This is a genomic window from Streptomyces sp. NPDC007983, from assembly GCF_042958345.1.
GTDB lineage: Bacteria > Actinomycetota > Actinomycetes > Streptomycetales > Streptomycetaceae > Streptomyces.
Window position 1 is genome coordinate 1 of record NZ_JBIBJI010000007.1, and the last position, 20,621, is coordinate 20,621.

Annotated in this window: 11 protein-coding genes; 9 read left to right on the top strand and 2 right to left on the bottom strand. The window is 71.7% G+C overall.

Annotation, left to right across the window (positions count from 1 at the left end):
• Together ACFZCY_RS22645 and ACFZCY_RS22650 are read left to right on the top strand one after the other, a co-directional pair.
• The coding region (locus tag ACFZCY_RS22645) for an amino acid adenylation domain-containing protein (RefSeq protein ID WP_391176019.1) at positions 1–10,554 on the top strand (10,554 nt) is incomplete at its 5' end.
• A gap of 228 nt (positions 10,555–10,782) precedes the next feature.
• Positions 10,783–11,310, top strand: coding sequence for an ATP-binding cassette domain-containing protein (locus tag ACFZCY_RS22650; RefSeq protein WP_391176023.1), 528 nt, complete (start codon positions 10,783–10,785; stop codon positions 11,308–11,310).
• Here ACFZCY_RS22650 and ACFZCY_RS22655 read toward each other — a convergent pair whose 3' ends face one another.
• Positions 11,311–12,213, bottom strand: coding sequence for a DUF5937 family protein (locus ACFZCY_RS22655; RefSeq protein WP_391176026.1), 903 nt, complete (start codon positions 12,211–12,213; stop codon positions 11,311–11,313).
• 50 nt (positions 12,214–12,263) lie between these two features.
• Positions 12,264–12,959 (bottom strand): guanitoxin biosynthesis heme-dependent pre-guanitoxin N-hydroxylase GntA, encoded by a 696-nt coding sequence (gntA, locus tag ACFZCY_RS22660; RefSeq protein ID WP_391176030.1) that lies wholly within the window; start codon positions 12,957–12,959, stop codon positions 12,264–12,266.
• A 335-nt stretch (positions 12,960–13,294) separates the two neighbouring features.
• Between gntA and ACFZCY_RS22665 the strand changes: the two genes are divergently transcribed.
• From ACFZCY_RS22665 to ACFZCY_RS22695, 7 genes are all read left to right on the top strand, one after another.
• A complete protein-coding gene (locus tag ACFZCY_RS22665; RefSeq protein WP_391176034.1) occupies positions 13,295–14,782 on the top strand; it encodes a chorismate-binding protein in 1,488 nt (495 codons plus the stop codon).
• Positions 14,779–15,366: a gamma-glutamyl-gamma-aminobutyrate hydrolase family protein gene (locus tag ACFZCY_RS22670; protein WP_391176037.1), complete on the top strand. Its 588-nt coding sequence runs from the start codon at positions 14,779–14,781 to the stop codon at positions 15,364–15,366. The genes ACFZCY_RS22665 and ACFZCY_RS22670 overlap by 4 nt, the downstream gene beginning before the upstream one ends.
• 13 nt (positions 15,367–15,379) lie before the next feature.
• Positions 15,380–16,393: an anthranilate phosphoribosyltransferase gene (gene trpD, locus ACFZCY_RS22675; RefSeq protein WP_391177192.1), complete on the top strand. Its 1,014-nt coding sequence runs from the start codon at positions 15,380–15,382 to the stop codon at positions 16,391–16,393.
• A complete protein-coding gene (gene trpC / locus ACFZCY_RS22680) occupies positions 16,390–17,196 on the top strand; it encodes an indole-3-glycerol phosphate synthase TrpC (protein ID WP_391176039.1) in 807 nt (268 codons plus the stop codon). The genes trpD and trpC overlap by 4 nt, the downstream gene beginning before the upstream one ends.
• Positions 17,193–18,596, top strand: coding sequence for a class II 3-deoxy-7-phosphoheptulonate synthase (locus ACFZCY_RS22685; protein ID WP_391176043.1), 1,404 nt, complete (start codon positions 17,193–17,195; stop codon positions 18,594–18,596). The genes trpC and ACFZCY_RS22685 overlap by 4 nt, the downstream gene beginning before the upstream one ends.
• Positions 18,597–18,687: 91 nt before the next feature.
• Complete coding sequence (locus tag ACFZCY_RS22690) at positions 18,688–19,656, top strand: ATP-binding cassette domain-containing protein (RefSeq protein WP_391176047.1); 969 nt, start codon at positions 18,688–18,690, stop codon at positions 19,654–19,656.
• Positions 19,653–20,459, top strand: a complete 807-nt coding sequence (locus tag ACFZCY_RS22695; RefSeq protein WP_391176050.1) for an ABC transporter permease — start codon at positions 19,653–19,655, stop codon at positions 20,457–20,459. Before ACFZCY_RS22690 ends, ACFZCY_RS22695 begins: the two co-directional genes overlap by 4 nt.
• Positions 20,460–20,621 lie beyond the last annotated feature (162 nt).

The window sequence follows — 20,621 nt, forward strand, 5'->3', positions numbered from 1 at the left end:
GAGGATCCGTCGGGGACGGCGTATGTCGAGCAGATGTCCTTCGTGCTCGAGGGCGCGGATGATGTCCAGCGGCTGGCGGCCGCATGGCAGGAGGCCGTCAACGCCTCCGACGCACTACGCGTCTCCGTGGTGTGGGAACAGGCGGACCAACCGGCCCTTCTGGTTCACGAGCGCGTGGAGATACCCGTCCACACCGAGGACTGGACCGCACTCGACGCCACCGCGCGTGCCGAACGCCTGGCGGCCCGCAAGAGCGCAGACTTCCACGACCTCAGGCTCGACCAGGCCCCGCTGATGAGGTTGTCCCTCGCCGACCTCGGCGGTGCCCGCGTCCAGCTCGTGTGGACTTTCCACCATCTGCTGCTGGACGGCTGGAGCACTCCGCTGCTGCTGGACGATGTCTTCACCCGGTACGCGGGCGGAGTGCCCCAGGTCCGCGTCTCCTACCGGGACTACCTGGAATGGCTCGACGCCCGCGACACCGAGGCCGACCGCGCGCACTGGCGCTCCGTACTGGCGGGCTACGAGACCGCCCTCACCCTTCCCGCCGCCCCTGACCCCCAGGACCTTCAGGACACCGGACCCGCCGCCATCAGGCATCTCGACGTCGTGCTCCCCGGGACTCTGCCCGCCGAGATCGGGGAGTTCGCGCGTCGCCACCGGTTGACGGTCAACGCGGTGATCCAAGGGGCCTGGGCGCTGCTGCTCTCCGCCTGCTCGGGACGGCGGGACGTCGTATTCGGCGCCACCACCTCAGGACGCCCGGCCGACCTGGCCGGTGCCGACTCCGCCATCGGCCTGTTCATCAACACGGTTCCGGTACGCACGGTCCTCGACCCGGCCAAGCCGGTCGTGCAGTGGCTCCAGGAACTCCAGGCCGAACAGTGGCAGTCCCGCGCCCACGAGTACCTCTCGCTGCCCGAGCTCACCGCGCTCGCCGACCTGCCGGCCGGCACCCGCCTCTTCGAGAGCGTCCTGGTCTTCGAGAACTACCCGGTGGCCGACGACCTCGCCGCCCGCCACGGCCTCGCCGTCACCGAGGCGGACGCCGCCGTCCAGGGCGGCGACTACCCGCTCTCACTGACCGCCTTCACCGGCCGTCAGCTCGTCGGCGGCCACGAACCGGGCGTCTCCCTGCGTATGTCCTACGACCCCGAGGTGTTCGGGGACACGGCCGCGACCCGCCTCGCGGAGCGGCTTGCCACCCTGGTCCGCGGCCTGGTCGACGAGGAGCTCCTGGCCCGCGTCCCGCTGCTCACCCCAGCCGAACAGCACCGGTTCGCCGAAGAGAACGGACCCGCCGAGGGGTCGCGCCCGACCACGACCCTGCCCGGTCTCTTCGAGACCCAGGCCGCTCGCCGCCCTCACGCGCCCGCCATCGTCTGCGGGGACACCACGCTCTCGTACGGCGAACTCGACGCCCGCGCCAACGGCCTGGCCCACCGGCTCGCCGACATCGGCGTCGGGCCCGAGACCGTGGTCGGCGTCAGCCTCCCGCGAAGCGTGGACTGGCTGGTCTCCCTGCTCGCGGTGGTCAAGACGGGCGCGGTCTACCTGCCGCTCGACCCGGCCCACCCCGCCGACCGGCTCGCCTTCATGGCCGCCGACGCGGGCGCCCGGCTGGTCCTCGGCAACGCCGACACCGCACCGGAGCTGAACGCGAGGGACTTCCTCGCCCTCGGCAGGGACATCAGCCCCGTACCCCCCCGGCGGCCCGACCACCCGGACGCGGCGGCGTACGTCATCTACACCTCCGGCTCCACCGGTACCCCCAAGGGGGTCGCGGTGTCCCACCGAGGTCTGCGCGACCTGGGCGCCGCACACGTCCGCGCCCTGGAGCTCGACGGCCACTCACGCATCCTGCAGAGCGTCTCCCTGGGCTTCGACGTCGCCATGGGGGACCTCGTCAACGCCTGGACGGCCGGCGCGGCCCTCGTCCTCGCCGCGCCCGGCCAGAGCGTCGGCGAGCCCCTCGTCCGGCTTCTGGACGAGCAGCGGATCACCCACGCGATGCTGCCGCTCGCCTCCATCTCCACCCTGCCCGACGTGCCTCTGCCGCACCTGCGGGCCCTGGTCTCCGGCGGCGAGGCGATGCCCGCCGAGATCCCCGCCCGCTGGGGGCCCGGCCGGATCCTGCTCAACGCGTACGGGCCGACCGAGACCACGGTCGCGGCCACCCTCAGCGACCGGCTGGCCCCGGCCGTCGCCGCGCCCCCGATCGGCCGTGCGATCGACGGCACCCGCACCTTCGTCCTGGACGGCTGGCTGCGGCCGGTGCCGGACGGCACCGCCGGCGAGCTCTACCTCGCCGGCCCCGGGGTCGCCCGCGGCTATGTGGGCCGCCCCGGCCTCACCTCGGGCGCCTTCGTGGCCGCCCCGTTCACCGGCGGCCGTATGTACCGCACGGGTGACCTCGTACGGCGGCGCGCCGACGGCCAGCTCGAGTTCCTCGGCCGTACCGATCATCAGATCAAGGTGCGCGGCCACCGCATCGAACCCGGCGAGGTCGAGGCCGCGCTGACCCGGCACCCCGCCGTGTCCCAGGCGGTCGCCGTGGTGCGCGAGGACCGGCCCGGCACCCGCAGACTCGTCGGCTACGTCGTCGGCGACGGCGTCCTCCCCGCCGAACTGCGCGAGTTCGTGGGCCGCTCACTGCCCGACTACATGGTCCCGGCCATCTGCATGGTCCTCGACGCGTTCCCGCTCAACGCGAACGGCAAGGTCGACCGCGAGGCCCTGCCCACCCCCGACCTGTCCACCCTCGTGCGGGAGTACATCGCTCCCGCGACTGCCGCCGAACGGGCCGTGGCCGATGTCTTCGCCGAGGTCCTCGGCGCCGAACGACTGGGCGTGGCCGACGACTTCTTCGACCTCGGTGGTGACTCGCTGCTCAGCATCCAGGCCGTGTCCCGGCTGCGCCGGGCCGGCTACCCGGCGACCGTACGCACCCTCTTCGACCACCCCACCGTCGCCGCCCTGGCCGCCCTGATCGGCACGTCCGCCGACCGGTCCGCTCTCACGGACACCGACGCCCCGCCGGTTCCGGTCGCCAGGGACGGTGGCCCGCTGCCCCTTTCGTACGCCCAGCGCAGGCTGTGGTTCGCGGCCGAACTCGACCCGGAGAGCACCGAATACAACTCCGGCGGCGCGGTGCGGCTCACCGGCCCGCTGGACGTGGCCTCGCTCCGCCGGGCGCTGGACGCCCTCGTCGCCCGGCACGAGTCCCTCCGAACCACGTTCGCGGAGGCCGATGGCGAGGCCGTGCAGCTCGTCCGGCCGGCGGCTCCCGTCGACCTGCCGGTCGTCGAGTGCGCGCCCGCCGACGTACCCGGGCGGATCCGTGCGGCGCTCGGCGGTGTCTTCGACCTGCTCACCGGTCCGCTGCTGCGCCCCACGCTGCTCCGTGTCGCGGAGGAGGAGCACATCCTGGTGCTCGCGATGCACCACATGATCACCGACGGATGGTCCATGGGCGTCGCGCTCCGCGAGCTCGACCAGCTGTACCGAGGCGCCGAACTCCCCCCGCTCGCCCTCCAATACGCCGACTTCGCCGCCTGGCAGCGGGAGCGGCTGACCCCGGACGCACTCGCCGCGGGCCTGGAACACTGGCGTACGCGGCTGGCCGGCGCACCCGTCCTGGAACTGCCCACCGACCGGCCCCGCCCGGCTGAGCGCACCTGGGCCGGCGCACTGGCGCAGTTCGAGGTCCCGGCCGAGGTCGCCGCCCGCTTCACCGAGGTGTGCAGGGAGCGTGGAGTGACCCTGTTCATGGGGCTGGTCGCCGCGGTGCAGCTGGTCCTCTCCCGCTACAGCGGCCAGCAGGACGTGGTCGTCGGCACGGTCACCTCCGGCCGCGACCGGGCCGAGCTGGAGAGTCTCATCGGCTTCTTCGTCAACACCGTCGCCCTGCGGACGCGGATCGACGAGCGGGGCAGCGTCGCGGGTCTGCTGGCCGACGTACGCGAGACCGTCCTGGACGCCTTCGCCCACGACGAGATCCCCTTCGACCGGGTCGTGGACGCCGTAGTCAGCGAACGCGACCCCAGCCGCAGCCCCCTGGTGCAGGCACTGGTCAGCATGGAGACGCCCCCCGCCCCCACCACCGGTGCCGGACTGACGTGGCGGGACCAGCCCTTCGACGTGGACACCGCGCAGTTCGAGCTGGCCGTGGACTTCGCCGTCCACGACGGCGCGCTGACCGGGATGATCAACTACAACACCGGTCTGTTCGACGAGGCCACCATCCGGCAGCTCGGCGCGCACCTGGCGGCGGTCCTCACCGAGATGGCCGACCCGGACAAGCCGCTCTCGGCGGTCCGCATGCTCACCTCCGAGGAGGAGCACACCCTCACCCGCGGCTGGAACGACACCGCCGCGGAGGTCCCGGCGCCGTTGCTTCCCGAGCTGTTCGCGGCCCAGGCCGCCCGCACTCCCGACGCCGTCGCACTGGTCCACGGTGATGAGCGGCTGACCTTTGCCGAACTCGACCGGGCCGCCGGCAGACTGGCCCACCGCCTGCGCGAGCGGGGCGCCGGGCCCGACACCATCGTCGGTGTCTGCGCCGAACGCGGTACGGACGTGATCGTCGCCCTGCTCGGCATCCTCCGGGCCGGCGCCGCCTGCCTGCCCATCGACCCCGCCTATCCGGCGGACAGAGTCCGGCACATGCTGTCCGACTCGGGTGCCGCGACCGTCCTCGTACAGGAGCACCTGGCCGGCCGCTTCGCCGACCACGCCGGGACCCTGCTCACTCTGGACCGCGGCGCGGACGGCGCCCCGGAGGCCCCTGCCGTACCCGCGCTCACCGCGGACCACCTCGCGTACGTCATCTACACCTCCGGCTCCACCGGTCTGCCCAAGGGCACCCTCATCCGGCACGGTGCCCTCCGCAACCTCTTCGCCCACCACCGCCGGCGCATGTTCGAGCCCACCTCGCAGGGCCGCCGGATGCGCATGGCCCAGACCGCGTCGATCTCCTTCGACGCGTCCTGCGTCGCTCTGCTGTGGCTGGTCGGCGGGCACCAGCTGCACGCCGTGGACCACGAGACCCACATCGACCCGAGGGCCTTCCGCGCCTACCTGCGGGACGCCCGGATCGACGTCATCGACGAGGCACCCACCTATCTGCGCGAGCTGATCGCCGACGGACTGCTCACCGACGAGACCCATGTGCCGAGTGTCGTCGTGTTCGGCGGGGAGGCCGTCGACGGCCAGATCTGGGACACGCTGCGCGCCCACCCCGAGGTCACCGCGTACAACTTCTACGGGCCCACCGAGTGCACCTGTGACTCACTGACGTGGACCGCCCAGGGCAGCGCACGCCCCCTGATCGGCCGCCCGGTCGGCAACGCCCGCGCCTTCGTGCTCGACGCCCGGCTCCGCCCGGTCCCGGCCGGGGTGGTCGGCGAGCTCTACATCGAGGGCGCGGGGCTGGCCCGCGGCTATGTCGGCAAGCCCGGCCTGACCGCAGGCCGATTCGTGGCCTGCCCGTTCACCGGGGGACGCATGTACCGCAGCGGTGACCTGGTGCGCTGGACCCGCGAGGGCACCGTCGAGTTCCTCGGCCGACGCGACGACCAGGTAAAGGTGCGCGGATTCCGCATCGAGCTCGGCGAGATCGAGACCGTGCTGGCCCGCCACCCTCACGTCACCCAGGCCGTGGTGGTGGCCCGCGAGGACCGGCCGGGCATCAAGCGACTGGTGGCCTACGTCGTGGGCGCGGATGCCGACGCGGCGGAGCTGCGCGCCTACGCGGCCGGGGCCCTGCCCGACTACATGGTGCCGGCGGCCTGGATGCGGCTGGACGCACTGCCGCTCAACCAGAGCGGCAAGGTGGACCGGCGTGCCCTCCCCGCCCCCGACCCGGCCGCCCTGGCGACCGCGTACACGCCGCCCGGCACGGCGGCCGAGAAGGCCGTCGCCGCGGTCTGGGCCGATGTGCTCGGACTCGACCGCGTCGGCGCGCACGACAACTTCTTCGACCTCGGCGGCGACTCGATCCTCACCACCCGCGCCATCTCCCGGCTGCGCGTGGCCGGGTACGACGCCACCGTGCGCGACTTGTTCAACGCGCCCACCGTCGCCGGCCTCGCCGCCCTGGCGTCCGCCGCCGGCGAAGCCGCCGAGCCGGTCCGACCGGTCGACCGCGACGGGGTGCTGCCGCTGTCGTACGCCCAGGCACGGCTGCGTTTCGCGGCCGAGAACGACCCCGGGAGCATCGAGTACAACTCAGGCATCGCGCTGCGGCTGACGGGGCCCCTCGACCTCCGCGCGCTGCGCGGGGCGCTGGACGCCCTGGTGGCCCGCCACGAGTCGCTGCGCACCACCTTCGGCACCGTCGACGGCCAGGGCGTCCAGGTGATCCACCGCGCCGCCCCCGTGCCTCTGCCCGTACTCACCCCTGCGGCCGGGAGCGCGGACGCCGTCATCCGGTCCCTGTTCGCCGAGGTCTTCGACCTGCGCACCGGCCCACTGCTGCGCCCCACGCTCGTCCGGACGGGCGACCAGGATCACATCCTGGTCCTCTCGATGCACCACATCGTCACCGACGGATGGTCGATGAACGTGATCACCCGGGAGCTGACCGAGCTGTACGAGGGCCGGGACGCGGCCGAACCTGCCATCCAGTACGCCGACTTCGCCGTCTGGCAGCGCGACCGGCTGACCCCGCAGGCACTGGAGCACGGGCTCGACTACTGGCGGGGACAGCTGCTCGGCGCGCCCGTCCTGGACCTGCCCACCGACCGGCCGCGCCCGGCCGAGCGCGGCACCCGCGGCGCGAGCCATCGGACGGTCCTCCCGGCCGGACTGCTCGCCCGCCTCAACGAGGTCTGCCAGTCCCATGGCGCCACCCTGTTCATGGGCCTGACTGCGGCGGTGCAGCTGCTGCTGTCCCGCTACAGCGGCCAGCGGGACGTGGTGCTCGGCACCGTCACCTCCGGCCGAGACCGGGCCGAACTGGAGGATGTGGTCGGGTTCTTCGTCAACACACTGGCCCTGCGTACGGTCATCGACGAGAGCGCCACCGGAGACGCGCTGCTGGCCTCGGTACGCCGTACCGTCCTCGACGCCTTCGCTCACGCCGAGGTGCCCTTCGACCGCGTCGTCAGCGCCGTCGGCACCCCGCGCGACCCGAGCCGTACCCCCCTCGTCCAAGCGGTCATCAGCTACGAGAGCCCGGCCGAGGGTCATGACCGGACAGCCGCCGCGCCGGGGGCGCTGAGATGGTCGGACCACCCGCTGGAGAGCCGGACCGCCCAGTTCGACCTCACGTTCGACTTCGGTGAGGCCGACGGGGAATTCCAGCTGGACCTCGTCCACAACACCGACCTGTTCGACGAGAGCACCGTCCGCCGTATGGCGCACCACCTGGTCACCGTCCTGACCGCGCTCGCCGACGACCCCGGACGCGCCCTCTTCCAACTGGAACTGCTCTCCGAGGACGAACGCCTCGCCCTGCTGGAGGAGCGGAGCGCCACCGCCGCGGACGTCGAACCGCTGCCACTGTCCGCCCTGTTCGAGCGGCAGCGGGAGCTGCGGCCCGACGCCCCGGCGGTCGTCACCGACACCGGGACCTGGACCTACGCGCAGATCGACGACCGCGCCACGGCCCTGGCCCGGCGACTGCGCGCCGAGGGTGTCACACCCGAGACCGTCATCGGAGTGTGCCTGCCGCGCGGTGCGGACTGGATCATCTCCCTGCTCGCCGTGGTGAAGGCCGGTGGGGTCTACCTCCCGCTCGACCCCGACTACCCGGCAGACCGGCGGGCGTTCATGCTCGCCGACTCCGCCGCGCCGGTGGTGCTCACGGACGGGGACCACGCGGGTCTGCTGCGGGCCACCGCCGCGCGCACGCTGCTGGTCGGCGACATACCGGACACGGTCCCGCACGGCGGTGACGCGACGGCGGACGGTTCCGGCCCGGTCTCTCCGGACTCGGCGGCGTATCTGATCTACACCTCCGGATCGACGGGCGTCCCCAAGGGCGTCCTGGTCACTCATCGCGGGGTGGCCGCCTTCGCCGCGACCCAGGCGGACCGGTTCTCGATCACCCCGGATTCCCGGGTGCTCCAGGTGGCCTCGGCCAACTTCGACGCCTCCGTGATGGAGATCCTGATGGCCTGGTCCGCGGGTGCCGCCCTGGTGCTGCCCGCCCCGGGCCGGGTCCTCGGGGAGGAACTGGCCGAGGTGCTCGCGCGCCGACGGGTCACCCACGCCATGATTCCGCCGGCGGCGCTGGCCGGCGTGGACGCCGGTGAACTGCCCGAACTGCGCACCCTCGTGGTGGGCGGCGAGGCGTGCCCACCGGAGCTGGTGAACCGCTGGGCGCCCGGCCGTGCCATGTACAACGCGTACGGGCCCACGGAGATCACCATCTCCGCCACCATCAGCGAGCGTCTTGTCGCGGGCACCGTCCCGCCCATCGGCCGGCCGAACCTGGACACGCAGGTGTACGTCCTCGACGACCGGCTGCGCCCCGTACCTGCCGGTGTCCCGGGCGAGCTGTACGTCACCGGCGCGGGCGTGGCCCGCGGCTATCTGGGCCGGCCCGGCCTGACCGCCGGCCGCTTCGTGGCCTCGCCCTTCTCGGGGAAGCGGATGTACCGCACCGGGGACGTGGTGCGCCGGCTGCCCGACGGGCAGCTGGACTATCTCGGCCGTGCCGACGACCAGGTCAAGATCCGGGGCTTCCGCATCGAGCCCGGTGAGATCGAGAGCGTACTGGCCGCACACCCTGGGGTGTGCCAGGCCGTGGTCCAGGTCCGTGAGGACCAGCCCGGGGTGAAACGGCTCGTGGCCTATGTCGTCGGCGAGAGATCCGGCTCCGCCCCCGACGCCGAGGAACTGCGGGAACACACCGCCCGGTCGCTCCCCGACTACATGGTTCCGTCGGCCTGGGTGGTCCTCGACGCGATACCGCTCACCGCCAACGGAAAGCTGGACCGGCGGGCCCTGCCCGCCCCCGGCCCGTCGGTTCGCGAGGGGGTGTACACCGCTCCTCGCACCGACGCGGAGCGGGCCCTCGCCGAGGTATGGCAGGAGGTCCTCGGCGTCGAGGAGATCGGTGTGCACGACAACTTCTTCGAGCTCGGCGGTGACTCCATCCTGAGCATCCAGGTGGTCGCCCGGGCCCGGGCCCTGGGTCTCGTGATCTCCACCAGACACCTGTTCACCGCGCCCACCGTGGCCGCTCTGGCCGCCTTGGCCGACCGGGCCGACGGTGCGGGAAGCACCACCGGGCCCGTCGAGGGAGCGGTGGTCCTGACTCCCGTCCAGCGCTGGTTCCTGGACGGGGAACGGGACTCGTACGACCGGTTCACCATGTCCGCGTACGCCGAACTGTCCGAGCGCCCCGACCGCGCCACCCTGGCGGCGGCCGTCGCCGCGCTGTACGACCACCACGACGGACTGCGTTCGCGCTTCACCCGCACCGACGGCGGCTGGCAGCAGAGCGTCGTCGCGCGGGAGGACGGCACCTGGCTCACCTGGTACGACCTGTTCCAGAACGACCCCGCCTCGCGTGCGGAGGACATGAAACGGCATCTCGCCGCCGCGCACGCCGGCCTGGACATCGCCCGCGGCCCTCTGTTCAAGGCGCTCGTCTTCGATCAGGGCTCGGACCTGCCGGTCCGGCTCGCCCTGGTCGCCCATCACCTGGTCACCGACGTCGTCTCCTGGGGTGTGCTGCTCACCGACCTGGCCACGGCGTACGAGCGGATCGCGTCGGGGGAGCAGCCCGGCCTCGGAGCCCGGACCACCTCTTTCCAGGAGTGGTCCGGCAAGCTCACCGAACTGGGCCGGAGCGGCCGCCTCGACGAGGAAATCCCATACTGGCAGGAGGCCGAGCGGGTCCCGACGCTCCCCGGCTCCGGCTCCGCGGCCAACGTCGCGGGCTCCGAGGACACCGTCTCCGTACGGCTGGACGCGCAGACCACCCGGGCGGTGCTCCAGTCGGTCCCGGGCGCCTACCGGGCCCGCGTCAACGAGGTGCTGATCGCCGCCCTCGGCCGGGCCCTGGCCGGGTGGACCGGCCACCACCGGGTGGCCGTGGCCCTGGAGGGCCACGGCCGCGAGGAGGAGCTGATCGAGGGCGCCGACCTGTCGCGCACGGTCGGATGGTTCACCACCGTCTTCCCGTTCGCCTGGGACGTGCCGGAGGGCGACGGCTGGCGGCCCGCGGTGGCGGAGGTCAAGCGCCGCCTGCGGGCGGTCCCGCACAAGGGGCTGGGCTACGGCGTGCTGCGCCATCTGCGGGAGGACTCCCCGCTGAGCCGGCCGCTGCCCGACGTCAGCTTCAACTACGTGGGCCGGTCGGACGGGTTCGACCGCGGCTTCTACGGCAGGCTCCTGGACGATCCGTCCGTTACCCAGGGCGGATCAGGGGTACGCGCGCATCTGCTGGACGTCGTGTGCGGGGTCCAGGAAGAGCGGCTGACGATCAGCATCTCGTATTCGACGGCGGTGCACGACCGCGCGGACATCGAACGGCTCACGGTCCGGCTGGGCGATCTGCTCCGTGACCTCGCCGGCAGCAGTACCACCTCGCAGGGATGAAAAACCCCGGCCCGCGGTGCGCTCGCGGGGGATCGAGCGGTCCGCGGGCCGGGGAGCCCTTGACTTGTGAAGAGAATAGTGTGCGGGGAATTGACGGGGCATTACTGCTGGCTCCCCATTCTTTGGTGGAGCCAGCTCCACTGTCGAAAGGGTATCTCGCGTGCTTACCCGGACCGTCTCCGATCGGTAGTTTTTCTATATCGCTCAATGCACTGGAGGTCCCCCGAAATGAACACCACGGAAGCCCCGGAGGGCTGGCACACCCGGGACATCCCCCCCTACGCCCTGGAAATGGACGCCGTCTCCGTGTCGTACGGATCGGTCCCCGCGCTGAGCGGGGTGACGATCGGGCTCGTGCGCGGTGCGGTGACCGCCGTGATCGGGCTGCCCGGTTCGGGGAAGAGCTCCCTGGTGGCCTGTGTCACCGGCCGGCAGACGCCGACGTCCGGGTGGGTGGGCCTGCACGACCAACTCGTCGCGTCCGACCCGGTGGAGTGGGAGGGGCTGCCGGCGGCTGACGTGGACCGCCCCGAACTGCTCATCGCCGACGACATGGAGGACGCGCAGTACCTCAACGCGGCCATGAGCCCGGAGAACGAGGCCCGTACCGTGCTCGTGACGACATCGGCGGCGGCCGTTGCGGCCGCCGCGGACGTGGTGCTGTTCCTGGTGGAAGGACGGCTCGCCGACGCCATGTGCGACGTCCCCGCCGAGGGGATCGCCGCCCGTCTGGAGCAGCTCGCCGGCCGGTGCTGACTACGTTCGCGCGTCCGCGAGGTCGCGGTGGTGCAAGCCGTCCAGCAGGGCGGCCCCGAGCGGCGTCAGCGAATGCAGGGCGGTGTTGAGCCGCCGGTGCGTGGTGATGAGCCCGGCGCTGCGCAGCACGGAGGTGTGCTGGCTGGCGGAGGCGGCCGATATGCCTATTCGGCGGCCCAGTTCGGTGGTGGTGCAGCTCTCGGTGAGGCTCTTCATGATGGCAGCCCGCGTCCGCCCGACCAGCGGGCCGAGAGCGTCGACGGAGTCCTGTTCCGACACGGGTGCGCTCAGCACGTCTTTGGCCGATCCGGGGGCGATCGGGTACGCCAACAGGGGCGGCTGGCCGTGGGAGGCCGCAGGGATCAGCACCGGCCGGTCGTACAGGAAGAGTGACGGGACCAGCAGCAGGCCGGCGCCGCCCAGGTGCACGTCCTGCCTGCGGTGGCTGGGTATCTCCAGGACACCGCCGCTCCACCGCACCATGGGGTGCACGGTGGACAGCAGTCGCTCGATGCCGCCGGCCAGCACGGTGCGGCCGCGGGCGGCGCAATCGGCCTCCAGAGTCACCGATACGCGGTCCCAGTAGGGCGCGAGCGCGACCTGGTGGAAGTTCTCGAGCGTCGCGGTCAGGTTCTGCCGTGCGGCTCCGGTGTCCCGGTTCGCAGCGTCCTCGGCCATGTGCAGCAGGTCGGGCACGGGGCGCAGGGTACGGGCCAGCGTCAGCAGGGACCACGAGCGCCGGCTCAGCCGGCTGGTGGTCCTCCGGCGCCAGGACGCGTAGGCGTCACCGCCGCCTTGGTGGGCCAGCAGATCAAGAGCGAACAGTGTCTCGACGACGGGTCTTTCCGTGACCTTGACGACGGTGCGCGCCAAGTCCTGGGCGGAAAAATGCACGCGTTGCATGGCGGGATGCACTCCATGATGGAAGAAGGGAAACCGGATGCCGGACGGGCTCAGGAACCGGAGGGTGCGCCGTCCTGCGGATGAAAGGGGCAGCACCAGTGCTCGTCGGTCGCCGAGCCGGAGTACTGGCGGGCGTCCGATGCCTCGCCGAACTCGGCGAGGTTGGGGTTGATGGAGTGCTGTAGGCGTTCCTCGCGCTGCCGGATGCGCCTCTGCAGGCCCTTGTAGACGCCTGACTGCTTCAACCGCCTGAACTGGTGGTTGGAGTTGAAGGCGAGTGCGGGGCAGGCGAAGCGCCGGGAGATCCGGGAGGCGTTCTCGTGCATGCCGACCACGAAGAAGGGGTGCCCGGCCACGCTGTACGCGAAGTCGGGCGAAGCGGGGTCCTGGGCGGTGTCCGAAGCCCAGGAGAAGCCCCGTTCGACGTCGAGACGGTGCAGCTCGGTGAGCTGCTGCCACATCAGTTCGTCGAATTCGGACTCGGAGAGTCCGACCGGTTCCTCGAATACGGCGATCAGTGTCGCGAAATTTTCGTTCGGCGATAATTGCCCGGAGACGAAGGCGCGCAGCGCCTCGTGCAGATCGGACGTGGTGTCCGCGCTTCCCATCTTGCCGACATGGACCGGCGTCAGAGTTCCTCGGCGGACGGCGGCTTTGGCCGCCAGGCACGAGAAGTCTTCGCTCATGATCCAGTCAGTCATAAGGCGAGCCGAATCTTCCACTTTTCCCCCTTGCCGAATGTGCATCGTGTAAAAATGCCATGCACCTCCCCCCCTTGAGCGGCCTCGCCTACTTTAGGCATCGGCTTGTTTATTTGCAACGTGAATAACTCGCATGCCCGGTGTGAGTAATTCTCCTACTGGAATGTGAATTCTTCACTGTCGCCGGCCGGTGGCTTGGTGCTCCGGGACGGCATCAGCCCAGGTGAGGAGCATCAAGGAGGTCGGCGCAGGCCTGGCTCCGGGTACTTCGGCGGTAATTGAAAGACATGGTGCTGGCCAGACGCGCTGGATACGGTCCGGCGCAGTCACATCCCCCCGAAGCAACGCCGAAGCTGGCCGAATTCACCTGGAGGACACCTGTGCCGGCCCTCACCGAAGCTGTCGCCGAGGCGACAGTTGCGGCCCAGCCCGCGACCGTGCCCGACCGGGGCACCGCCGCCGTACTGGGCCGGACCCATGAAGTCGTCCCGCTCCGCCAGGAGTTCCTGGTCGACACCCTCACCCCGGTCGCCGCGTTCGCCCTGCTGTGCGGCACGGACGAGCCCGGCTTCCTGCTGGAGAGCGTGCCCGTCTCCGGCGGCGTCGCCCGCTACTCGTACGTCGGTCACCGCCCCGTACCGCTGGACCTGCCCGAGGGTGACTCACTGGCCGTACTCGAAGCCCGGCTCGCTGCGCCGGAGGCGCCCGTGCCCGGCCTGCCGCCGTTCCACGGCGGTGTCGTGGGATATCTCGGATACGAATCCGTACGCCACTTCGAGCAGCTGCCCGTCTCCGCGGGCCCGCCGCCCGGGCTCCCGGAGTCCGCCTTCCTGGCCGCCGACGACCTGGTCGTCTTCGACCACGCCACCCAGCGCGTGCTCCTGGTGACCCTGCACCGGCCTGCCTCCGAGGACTACCAGGAGGCCGTGGAGCGAATCGAGTGCATGGGGCGGCGGCTCCGCGAGCCGCTTCCCGGCGCCCGCTTCACCGGCCGCCCGCTCCTGCCCACCACCCCGGTTCCCGATCCCACGGCCGGCTGGACCTCGAACCTCACCGAGGAAGCGTTCCGAGCCCGCGTCGAGCGGGCCAAGGCGCACATCGCGTCGGGCGACGCCTTTCAGATCGTGCTCTCACGGCGGCTGAGCAAACCGCTGCGTGCCGAACCACTCGACCTCTACCGGCACCTGCGGGCCACGAACCCGTCGCCGTACATGTACCACCTGAGCCTGGGCGCCGGCCGGCACGTGATCGGGACCTCGCCCGAGCTGCTCGTCAAGACCGAGGGCCGCCGGGTACAGACACGGCCGCTGGCCGGCACCCGCCCTCGGCACCCGGACCCGGAGGCCGACCTCGCACTGGAGCGAGAGCTCCTCGCCGACGAGAAGGAGCGCGCCGAACACGTCATGCTCGTCGACCTCGGCCGCAACGACCTCGGCCGGGTCACCGAGGCCGGCAGCGTCACCGTGGACGAATTCATGCGCGTCGAGCGCTTCTCCCACGTGATGCACCTGTCCTCCAGCGTCTCCGGCCGCCTTGCCGAGGACCGGACCGCATTCGACGCACTGCGCTCCACGTTTCCCGCCGGCACTCTCTCCGGCGCGCCCAAGATCCGGGCGATGGAGATCATCGCCGAGCTGGAGCCCGAGCAGCGCGGTGTCTACGGCGGAGCGCTCGGCTTCGCCGGCCACGACGGCCTGGCCGACTTCGCCATCGCGCTGCGCACCATGGTCGTCGCCGACGGATACGTCCACGTCCAGGCCGGCGCCGGCATCGTCGCCGACTCCGATCCCGCTGCCGAGTACCGGGAGACCCTCCACAAGGCGGGCGCCATGATCAGCGCCGTCCGACGGGCGGAGGCCCACGCGTGATCAACCCGCCCGCCGCGCCCCGCGTCGCGGTCGTCGACAACTACGACTCGTTCACCTACAACCTGGTGCACTACCTCGCCGAGACGGGCGGCGACCCGCAGGTCTTCCGCAACGACGCCACCACGCTCGACGAACTGGCCACCTACGACCTGCTGCTCATATCGCCGGGTCCCGGGACCCCGGCCGATGCCGGACTCTCCGTGGAGGCGGTCCGAGCACTCAGCGGCGTACTGCCGATCCTCGGCGTGTGCCTGGGCCACCAGGCCGTCGCCGAGGCGTTCGGCGCGGCCGTGGTGCGCGGCACCCCGGTGCACGGCAAGACCTCACCGGTCCACCACGACGGCAGCGGCGTCCTCGCCGGCCTGCCCGACCTCTTCACCGCCACCCGCTACCACTCGCTGGTGGTCGACCCGGGCAGCCTCCCGGCCGAGCTCACCGCCACCGCCCGCACCGCCGACGGAACCCTCATGGGCCTGCGCCACCGCGACCATCCCACCTTCGGCGTGCAGTTCCACCCCGAGTCGGTGCTCACCTCCGAAGGCAAGCGACTGATTGCCAACTTCCTGGAGTGCAGCGTTGATTGAATTCTTGAGAACCATCGCCGGACGCCCACTCACCGAGCCGGAGGCCGCCGGCGTCATGCGTACGATCATGCGCGGCGAGGCCACCGACGCCCAGATCGCGGGCTTCGCCCTCGCCGTCACCGTGCGAGGGGCGTCGGCGGACGACCTGGCCGGAATGGCGGGAGCCGCCCAGGAGTTCGCGGTCCCCGTGCCGTTCGACGGCGATGTGCTCGACACCTGCGGCACCGGCGGGGACGGCCTGGGCACCTTCAACATCTCCACCGCGTCTGCGATCGTCGCCGCCGCCTGCGGTGTCCCGGTCGCCAAGCACGGCAACCGCAGCGCCTCCTCGGCGTGCGGCAGCGCCGATGTACTGGAGGAACTCGGGGTCGCGATCGACCTCGCCCCCCGAGAGGCGGCTGCCTGCCTGACCGCCACGGGCATCACGTTCCTGTTCGCGCCCGCCTACCACCCCGCTTTCCGGTACGCCGCGGGCGCACGGCGCGAACTGGGCACCCGGACCGTCTTCAACCTGCTGGGCCCGCTCTGCCACCCCTCCGGAGCCCGGCTGCGGACCCTCGGTGTGCCGGACCCCGACATGGTCGAGCCGATGGCCGAGGTGCTGGCCCGGCTCGGCACCCGGCGCGCCATGGTGTTCCGCAGCGAGGACGGCATGGACGAGCTGAGCACCGGCGCTCCGGCGAGGGTGGTCGAACTGCTCCCCGACGGCAGCCGCCGGGCGTACCGCTTCGACCCCTCCCGGCTGGGTCTGCGCCCCTGCACCCCTGCGGACCTGGCGGGCGGCGACCGCGCCGTCAACGCGGCCATCATCCGCCGGGTGCTGGCAGGTGAGCCGGGCCCGGCCCGCGATGTCGTGCTGCTCAACGCCGCCGCCGCGCTGCGCGTCGCCGGTGTGGCGGACAGCTGGTCCACCGCCCTGCGCGCCGTCGCGCGCGCCGTCGACCGCGGCGACGCCGCCGCCGTGCTGGCCCGTTGGGCAACGGTGTCGCGGGAGCTCGCCGGCGCCGGGCTGGAGGTGTCCGCATGACCGCCCCACGACCCGGTGGAGTGCTGGCCGCTCTGACGGACCAGGCCAGGATGCAGACCGAACGCAGCCGGGCCGCCCGCCCGGCCGCTGAAATCGCCGCACGGGCGGCTGCCGCACCCGCACCACGGGACTTCGTCGCGGCCCTGCGCGCCCCGGGCCTCGGCGTCATCGCCGAGCTGAAGCCCCGCAGCCCGTCCAAGGGCGCACTCACCCAGGACTACCAGCCGGCCGAACGGGCCCGCGCGTACGCCGCCGGTGGCGCCGCGGCCGTCTCCGTACTCACCCACGAGGTCGGCTTCGGCGGCACCCCCGGGCACCTGGCCACCGTCCGCGCCGAGGTGGACATCCCCGTCCTGCGCAAGGACTTCATCGTCGACGAGTACCAGATCACGGAGGCCCGCGCCTTCGGCGCCGACGCCCTGCTGCTCATCGTGGCCGCCCTCGATCCCGCGCGGCTCGCCGGCCTCGTCGCCGCCACCCGGGAGCTGGGCATGGAACCGCTCGTCGAGGTGCACGACGAGGCCGAGGTCGACACCGCGCTCGCCGCCGGGGCGACCGTCATCGGGGTCAACCACCGTGATCTGCGGGATTTCCGGATCGACCGGACACTCTCGGCCCGGCTGCGCAACCGCGTCGGCACCGACCGCACCGGTTCCGGTGCCGTGATGGTCGGCGAGAGCGGTATACGCGGCGCCGAGGACGCCCGCGAACTCGAAAGGGCCGGGGTGGACGCCGTCCTCGTCGGCGAGCTCCTCATGCGAGCCGAGCGCCCCGATGCCGTGATCAAGGAGCTGATCGGATGACTCTCAGCAGTCTGACCCCGCGCGCCGAGCCCCTGGTTCCGGCTCCCCCCGCCTGGAGTCCAGGCTCCTGGCGCACCCGGCCGGCCGCCCAGCAGCCCGACTATCCCGACGCCGAGGCTCTCCAGCGGGTCGAGGACACCCTCGCCCTCCAGCCTCCGCTGGTCCTGCCCGACGAGATCGTGGGACTGCGTGACGCACTCGCGGGGGTCGCGGCCGGGCGGGGATTCCTGCTCCAGGCCGGCGACTGCGCCGAACGGTTCACCTCCTGCACCGAGGACGGCATCCGGAGCAAGCTCCGCGTCATCCTCCAGGTGGCCATTCTGCTCACCTACGGATCAGGGCTGCCTGTGGTGAAGGTCGGCCGCATCGCCGGCCAGTTCGGCAAACCGCGCAGCAGCCCGACCGAAGTGACCGACGGGGTTGAACTCCCGGTGTTCCGGGGTGACATCGTCAACGCCCCGGAGTTCACCGCCGAGGCCCGCCGCCCCGACGCGGACCGGATGCTTCGCGCCTACCACCACTCCTCGGCGGCCCTCAACGTCCTGCGCGCCCTCACTCTCGGGGGTTATGCCGACCTCGGTCAGGCGCATGACTGGAACCAGGAGTTCGTCCGGCGCAGCACCGCCGGCCGCCGCTACGAGAAGGCCGCGGACGACGTCGGCTGGGCGCTGCGCTTCATGTCCGCATGCGGCCTGGACATCCCTGCTCAGGCCGCGCTCCAGCAGGTCCAGCTCTACACCTCGCACGAGGCGCTGCTGCCACGCTACGAGCAGGCGCTGACCCGCTACGACGAGCGCCGCCGTACCTATTTCGACACCAGCGCCCATATGCTCTGGATCGGCGACCGCACCCGCCGCCCCGACGGTGCCCACGTCGAGCTGCTGTCCGGCATCGGCAATCCGGTCGGTGTCAAGGTCGGCCCCACCACCACCCCGGACGACCTGCGGGAACTGTGCGAACGGCTGGACCCCGCCCGCGAGCCGGGCCGGCTCGTACTCATCACCCGGCTCGGCGCCGGGAAGGCCGGCGAACTGCTGCCGCCTCTGCTGCGCGCGGTGCGCTCCGCGGGCCACACGCCGGTGTGGGCCTGCGACCCCATGCACGGGAACACTTTCGTCTCCGGCAGCGGCTACAAGACCCGCCGGCTCTCCGACATCACCGCCGAGGTCGCCGAGTTCTTCGGCGCGCACAGGGAAGTGGGGACCCACCCCGGGGGTATCCACCTCGAACTCACGGGGGATGACGTCACGGAGTGCCTCGGCGGAGACCTCGACGAGATCGTCGAGGGGCAGCTCGAAACCCGCTACGAAACCGCCTGCGACCCGCGGCTCAACGCCGTCCAGTCCATCGAACTCGCCTTCCGGACGGCCGAGTTCCTTCGGATCCAGCACTCCGGCTGAGCGCTTCATTAGGTCTGGGCTTAACGACCTTGTCGTGCCGAATCGGCCGGTGGAACATCGAGCCCGCCGGACTACCGAAAGGGAAACCTCCATGCCGCTCGCGATCGAGGCCGAGGGACTGGTCAAACGGTACGGGGAGACGACGGCCCTGCGGGACGTCGACCTCGCCGTACCGGCCGGCACCGTGCACGGCGTCCTCGGCCCCAACGGAGCCGGGAAGACGACAGCGGTACGCATCCTGGCGACCCTGCTGGCCCCTGACGCCGGCCGTGCCACGGTCGGCGGGCTCGACGTCGTCCGCGATCCCGTCGGGGTGCGTGGCATCATCGGCCTGACCGGCCAGTACGCGGCACTCGACGAGGAACTCAGCGCCCTGGAGAACCTCATACTGATCGGCCGGCTGCTGCGTCTGCCGGCCTCCGAAGCCCGCGCCCGAGCACGTGAGCTGCTCGCCGCCTTCGGCCTCACCGACGCCCAGTCCCGCTCCGTGAAGACCTATTCGGGCGGCATGCGGCGCCGCGTCGATCTCGCGGCGAGCCTGGTCGGCCGGCCCTCCGTGCTCTACCTGGACGAGCCGACCACCGGCCTCGACCCGCACAGCCGCAACGAGGTGTGGGACACCGTGCGCACGCTCGTCGCCGATGGGGCCACGGTCCTGCTCACCACCCAGTATCTGGAAGAGGCGGACCAGCTCGCGGACCGCATCACCGTGTTCAACCACGGCACCGTCGTCGCCGAGGGCCGGCCGGACGAGCTCAAGCGACTGGCAGGCGGACAGACCCTGGAGGTCAGGGCCGCGCGCCGCGACCAAGTCGACACCGTCGCCGAGATCACGTTCGGCCTCACCGGCCAGCTGCCGGCCCGGGACGAGGACACCGGCCGCCTCACCGTGCCCGTCCAGGACCCGATGGTCCTGTCCGCCCTGGTCCACAAGCTCGACGCGGCCGACGTGGGTTTCGACGAGCTCGGTCTGCGGCTCCCCACCATGGACGAGGCATTCCTCGCGATCACCAGCCCGGGTGGCGTACGTGCCCCTCTCACGGAAGAGAAACTGCGATGACGACCCCCGCCCGTGAGACCCGGAGCATCGGTCCGCTGGACGCCGTCGGGAGTGCTCTCTCCCTCGCCTCCCGGAACATCACCAAGCTCAGGAAGAACCCCGGAGCGATCCTCGATGTGACGTTCCAGCCGCTGCTCATGCTCTTCCTGTTCACCCTCCTGTTCAGCGGCGCCATCGGCGGCGGTGACCGGGGCGCCTACCTCCAGCAACTGGTTCCCGGCCTCCTCGTGTTCAGCCCGCTCTACGTCACCATCGGCACCGGTGTGGCGCTGTGCACGGACATCTCCAAGGGCTTCTTCGACCGGCTGCGCAGCCTGCCCATCGCCCGGTCCGCTCCGCTGGCGGGAATCGTGATCGGCGACATCGCCCGCTACCTCCTGTCGGTGTCCGTGGTGCTGGGCGTCAGCACGCTGATGGGCTTCCGGGTGCACACCAACCCGCTCGCCGTGCTGGTGTCGGTCGGCCTGATGGTCGCCTTCGGGCTGTGCGTCTGCTGGATGGCGATCCTGGCGGGCATCATGCTCAGCACCCCGGCTGCCGTCCCCGGTGTACTGATGGGTGCGGTCATGCCGCTGAGCTTCGGCAGCAACGTCTTCGCTTCCGCCGAGTCCATGCCGGGCTGGGTGCAGGCCTGGGTGAACATCAACCCGGTCACCCTCATGACGGACGTCAACCGGGCGCTGCTGCTGGGCGAGACCGAGGTGACGGGTCCGCTGCTGGGTGGTCTGGCCTGGATGGCCGGTTTCGTGATCGTCTTTTTCCCGCTGTCGATGCGCGCGTACAGGCGGCGGCTGGGCAGGTAGCATCGGCGGTCGGAGAACGCCGGAGCCCTGGGGCGGCCGAGCAGCGCGCCGGCGCATCTGCTCTCGGGGCTCCAGGGCATCGGCCCGCTGAGCAGGTCGAGGACGCGGCGTGCCCGGCAGGAGCGCGGCCGCGGCCGCCCCGCCACGGCGAGTGAACCACCC

What these genes read in the sequence shown, in the direction of transcription:
- ACFZCY_RS22650 (WP_391176023.1), top strand. Translation starts at nt 10,783, where the DNA reads ATGAACACCACGGAAGCCCCGGAGGGCTGGCACACCCGGGACATCCCC.
- ACFZCY_RS22655 (WP_391176026.1), bottom strand. Translation starts at nt 12,213, where the DNA reads ATGCAACGCGTGCATTTTTCCGCCCAGGACTTGGCGCGCACCGTCGTC.
- gntA (WP_391176030.1), bottom strand. Translation starts at nt 12,959, where the DNA reads ATGCACATTCGGCAAGGGGGAAAAGTGGAAGATTCGGCTCGCCTTATG.
- trpC (WP_391176039.1), top strand. Translation starts at nt 16,390, where the DNA reads ATGACCGCCCCACGACCCGGTGGAGTGCTGGCCGCTCTGACGGACCAG.
- ACFZCY_RS22685 (WP_391176043.1), top strand. Translation starts at nt 17,193, where the DNA reads ATGACTCTCAGCAGTCTGACCCCGCGCGCCGAGCCCCTGGTTCCGGCT.
- ACFZCY_RS22690 (WP_391176047.1), top strand. Translation starts at nt 18,688, where the DNA reads ATGCCGCTCGCGATCGAGGCCGAGGGACTGGTCAAACGGTACGGGGAG.
- ACFZCY_RS22695 (WP_391176050.1), top strand. Translation starts at nt 19,653, where the DNA reads ATGACGACCCCCGCCCGTGAGACCCGGAGCATCGGTCCGCTGGACGCC.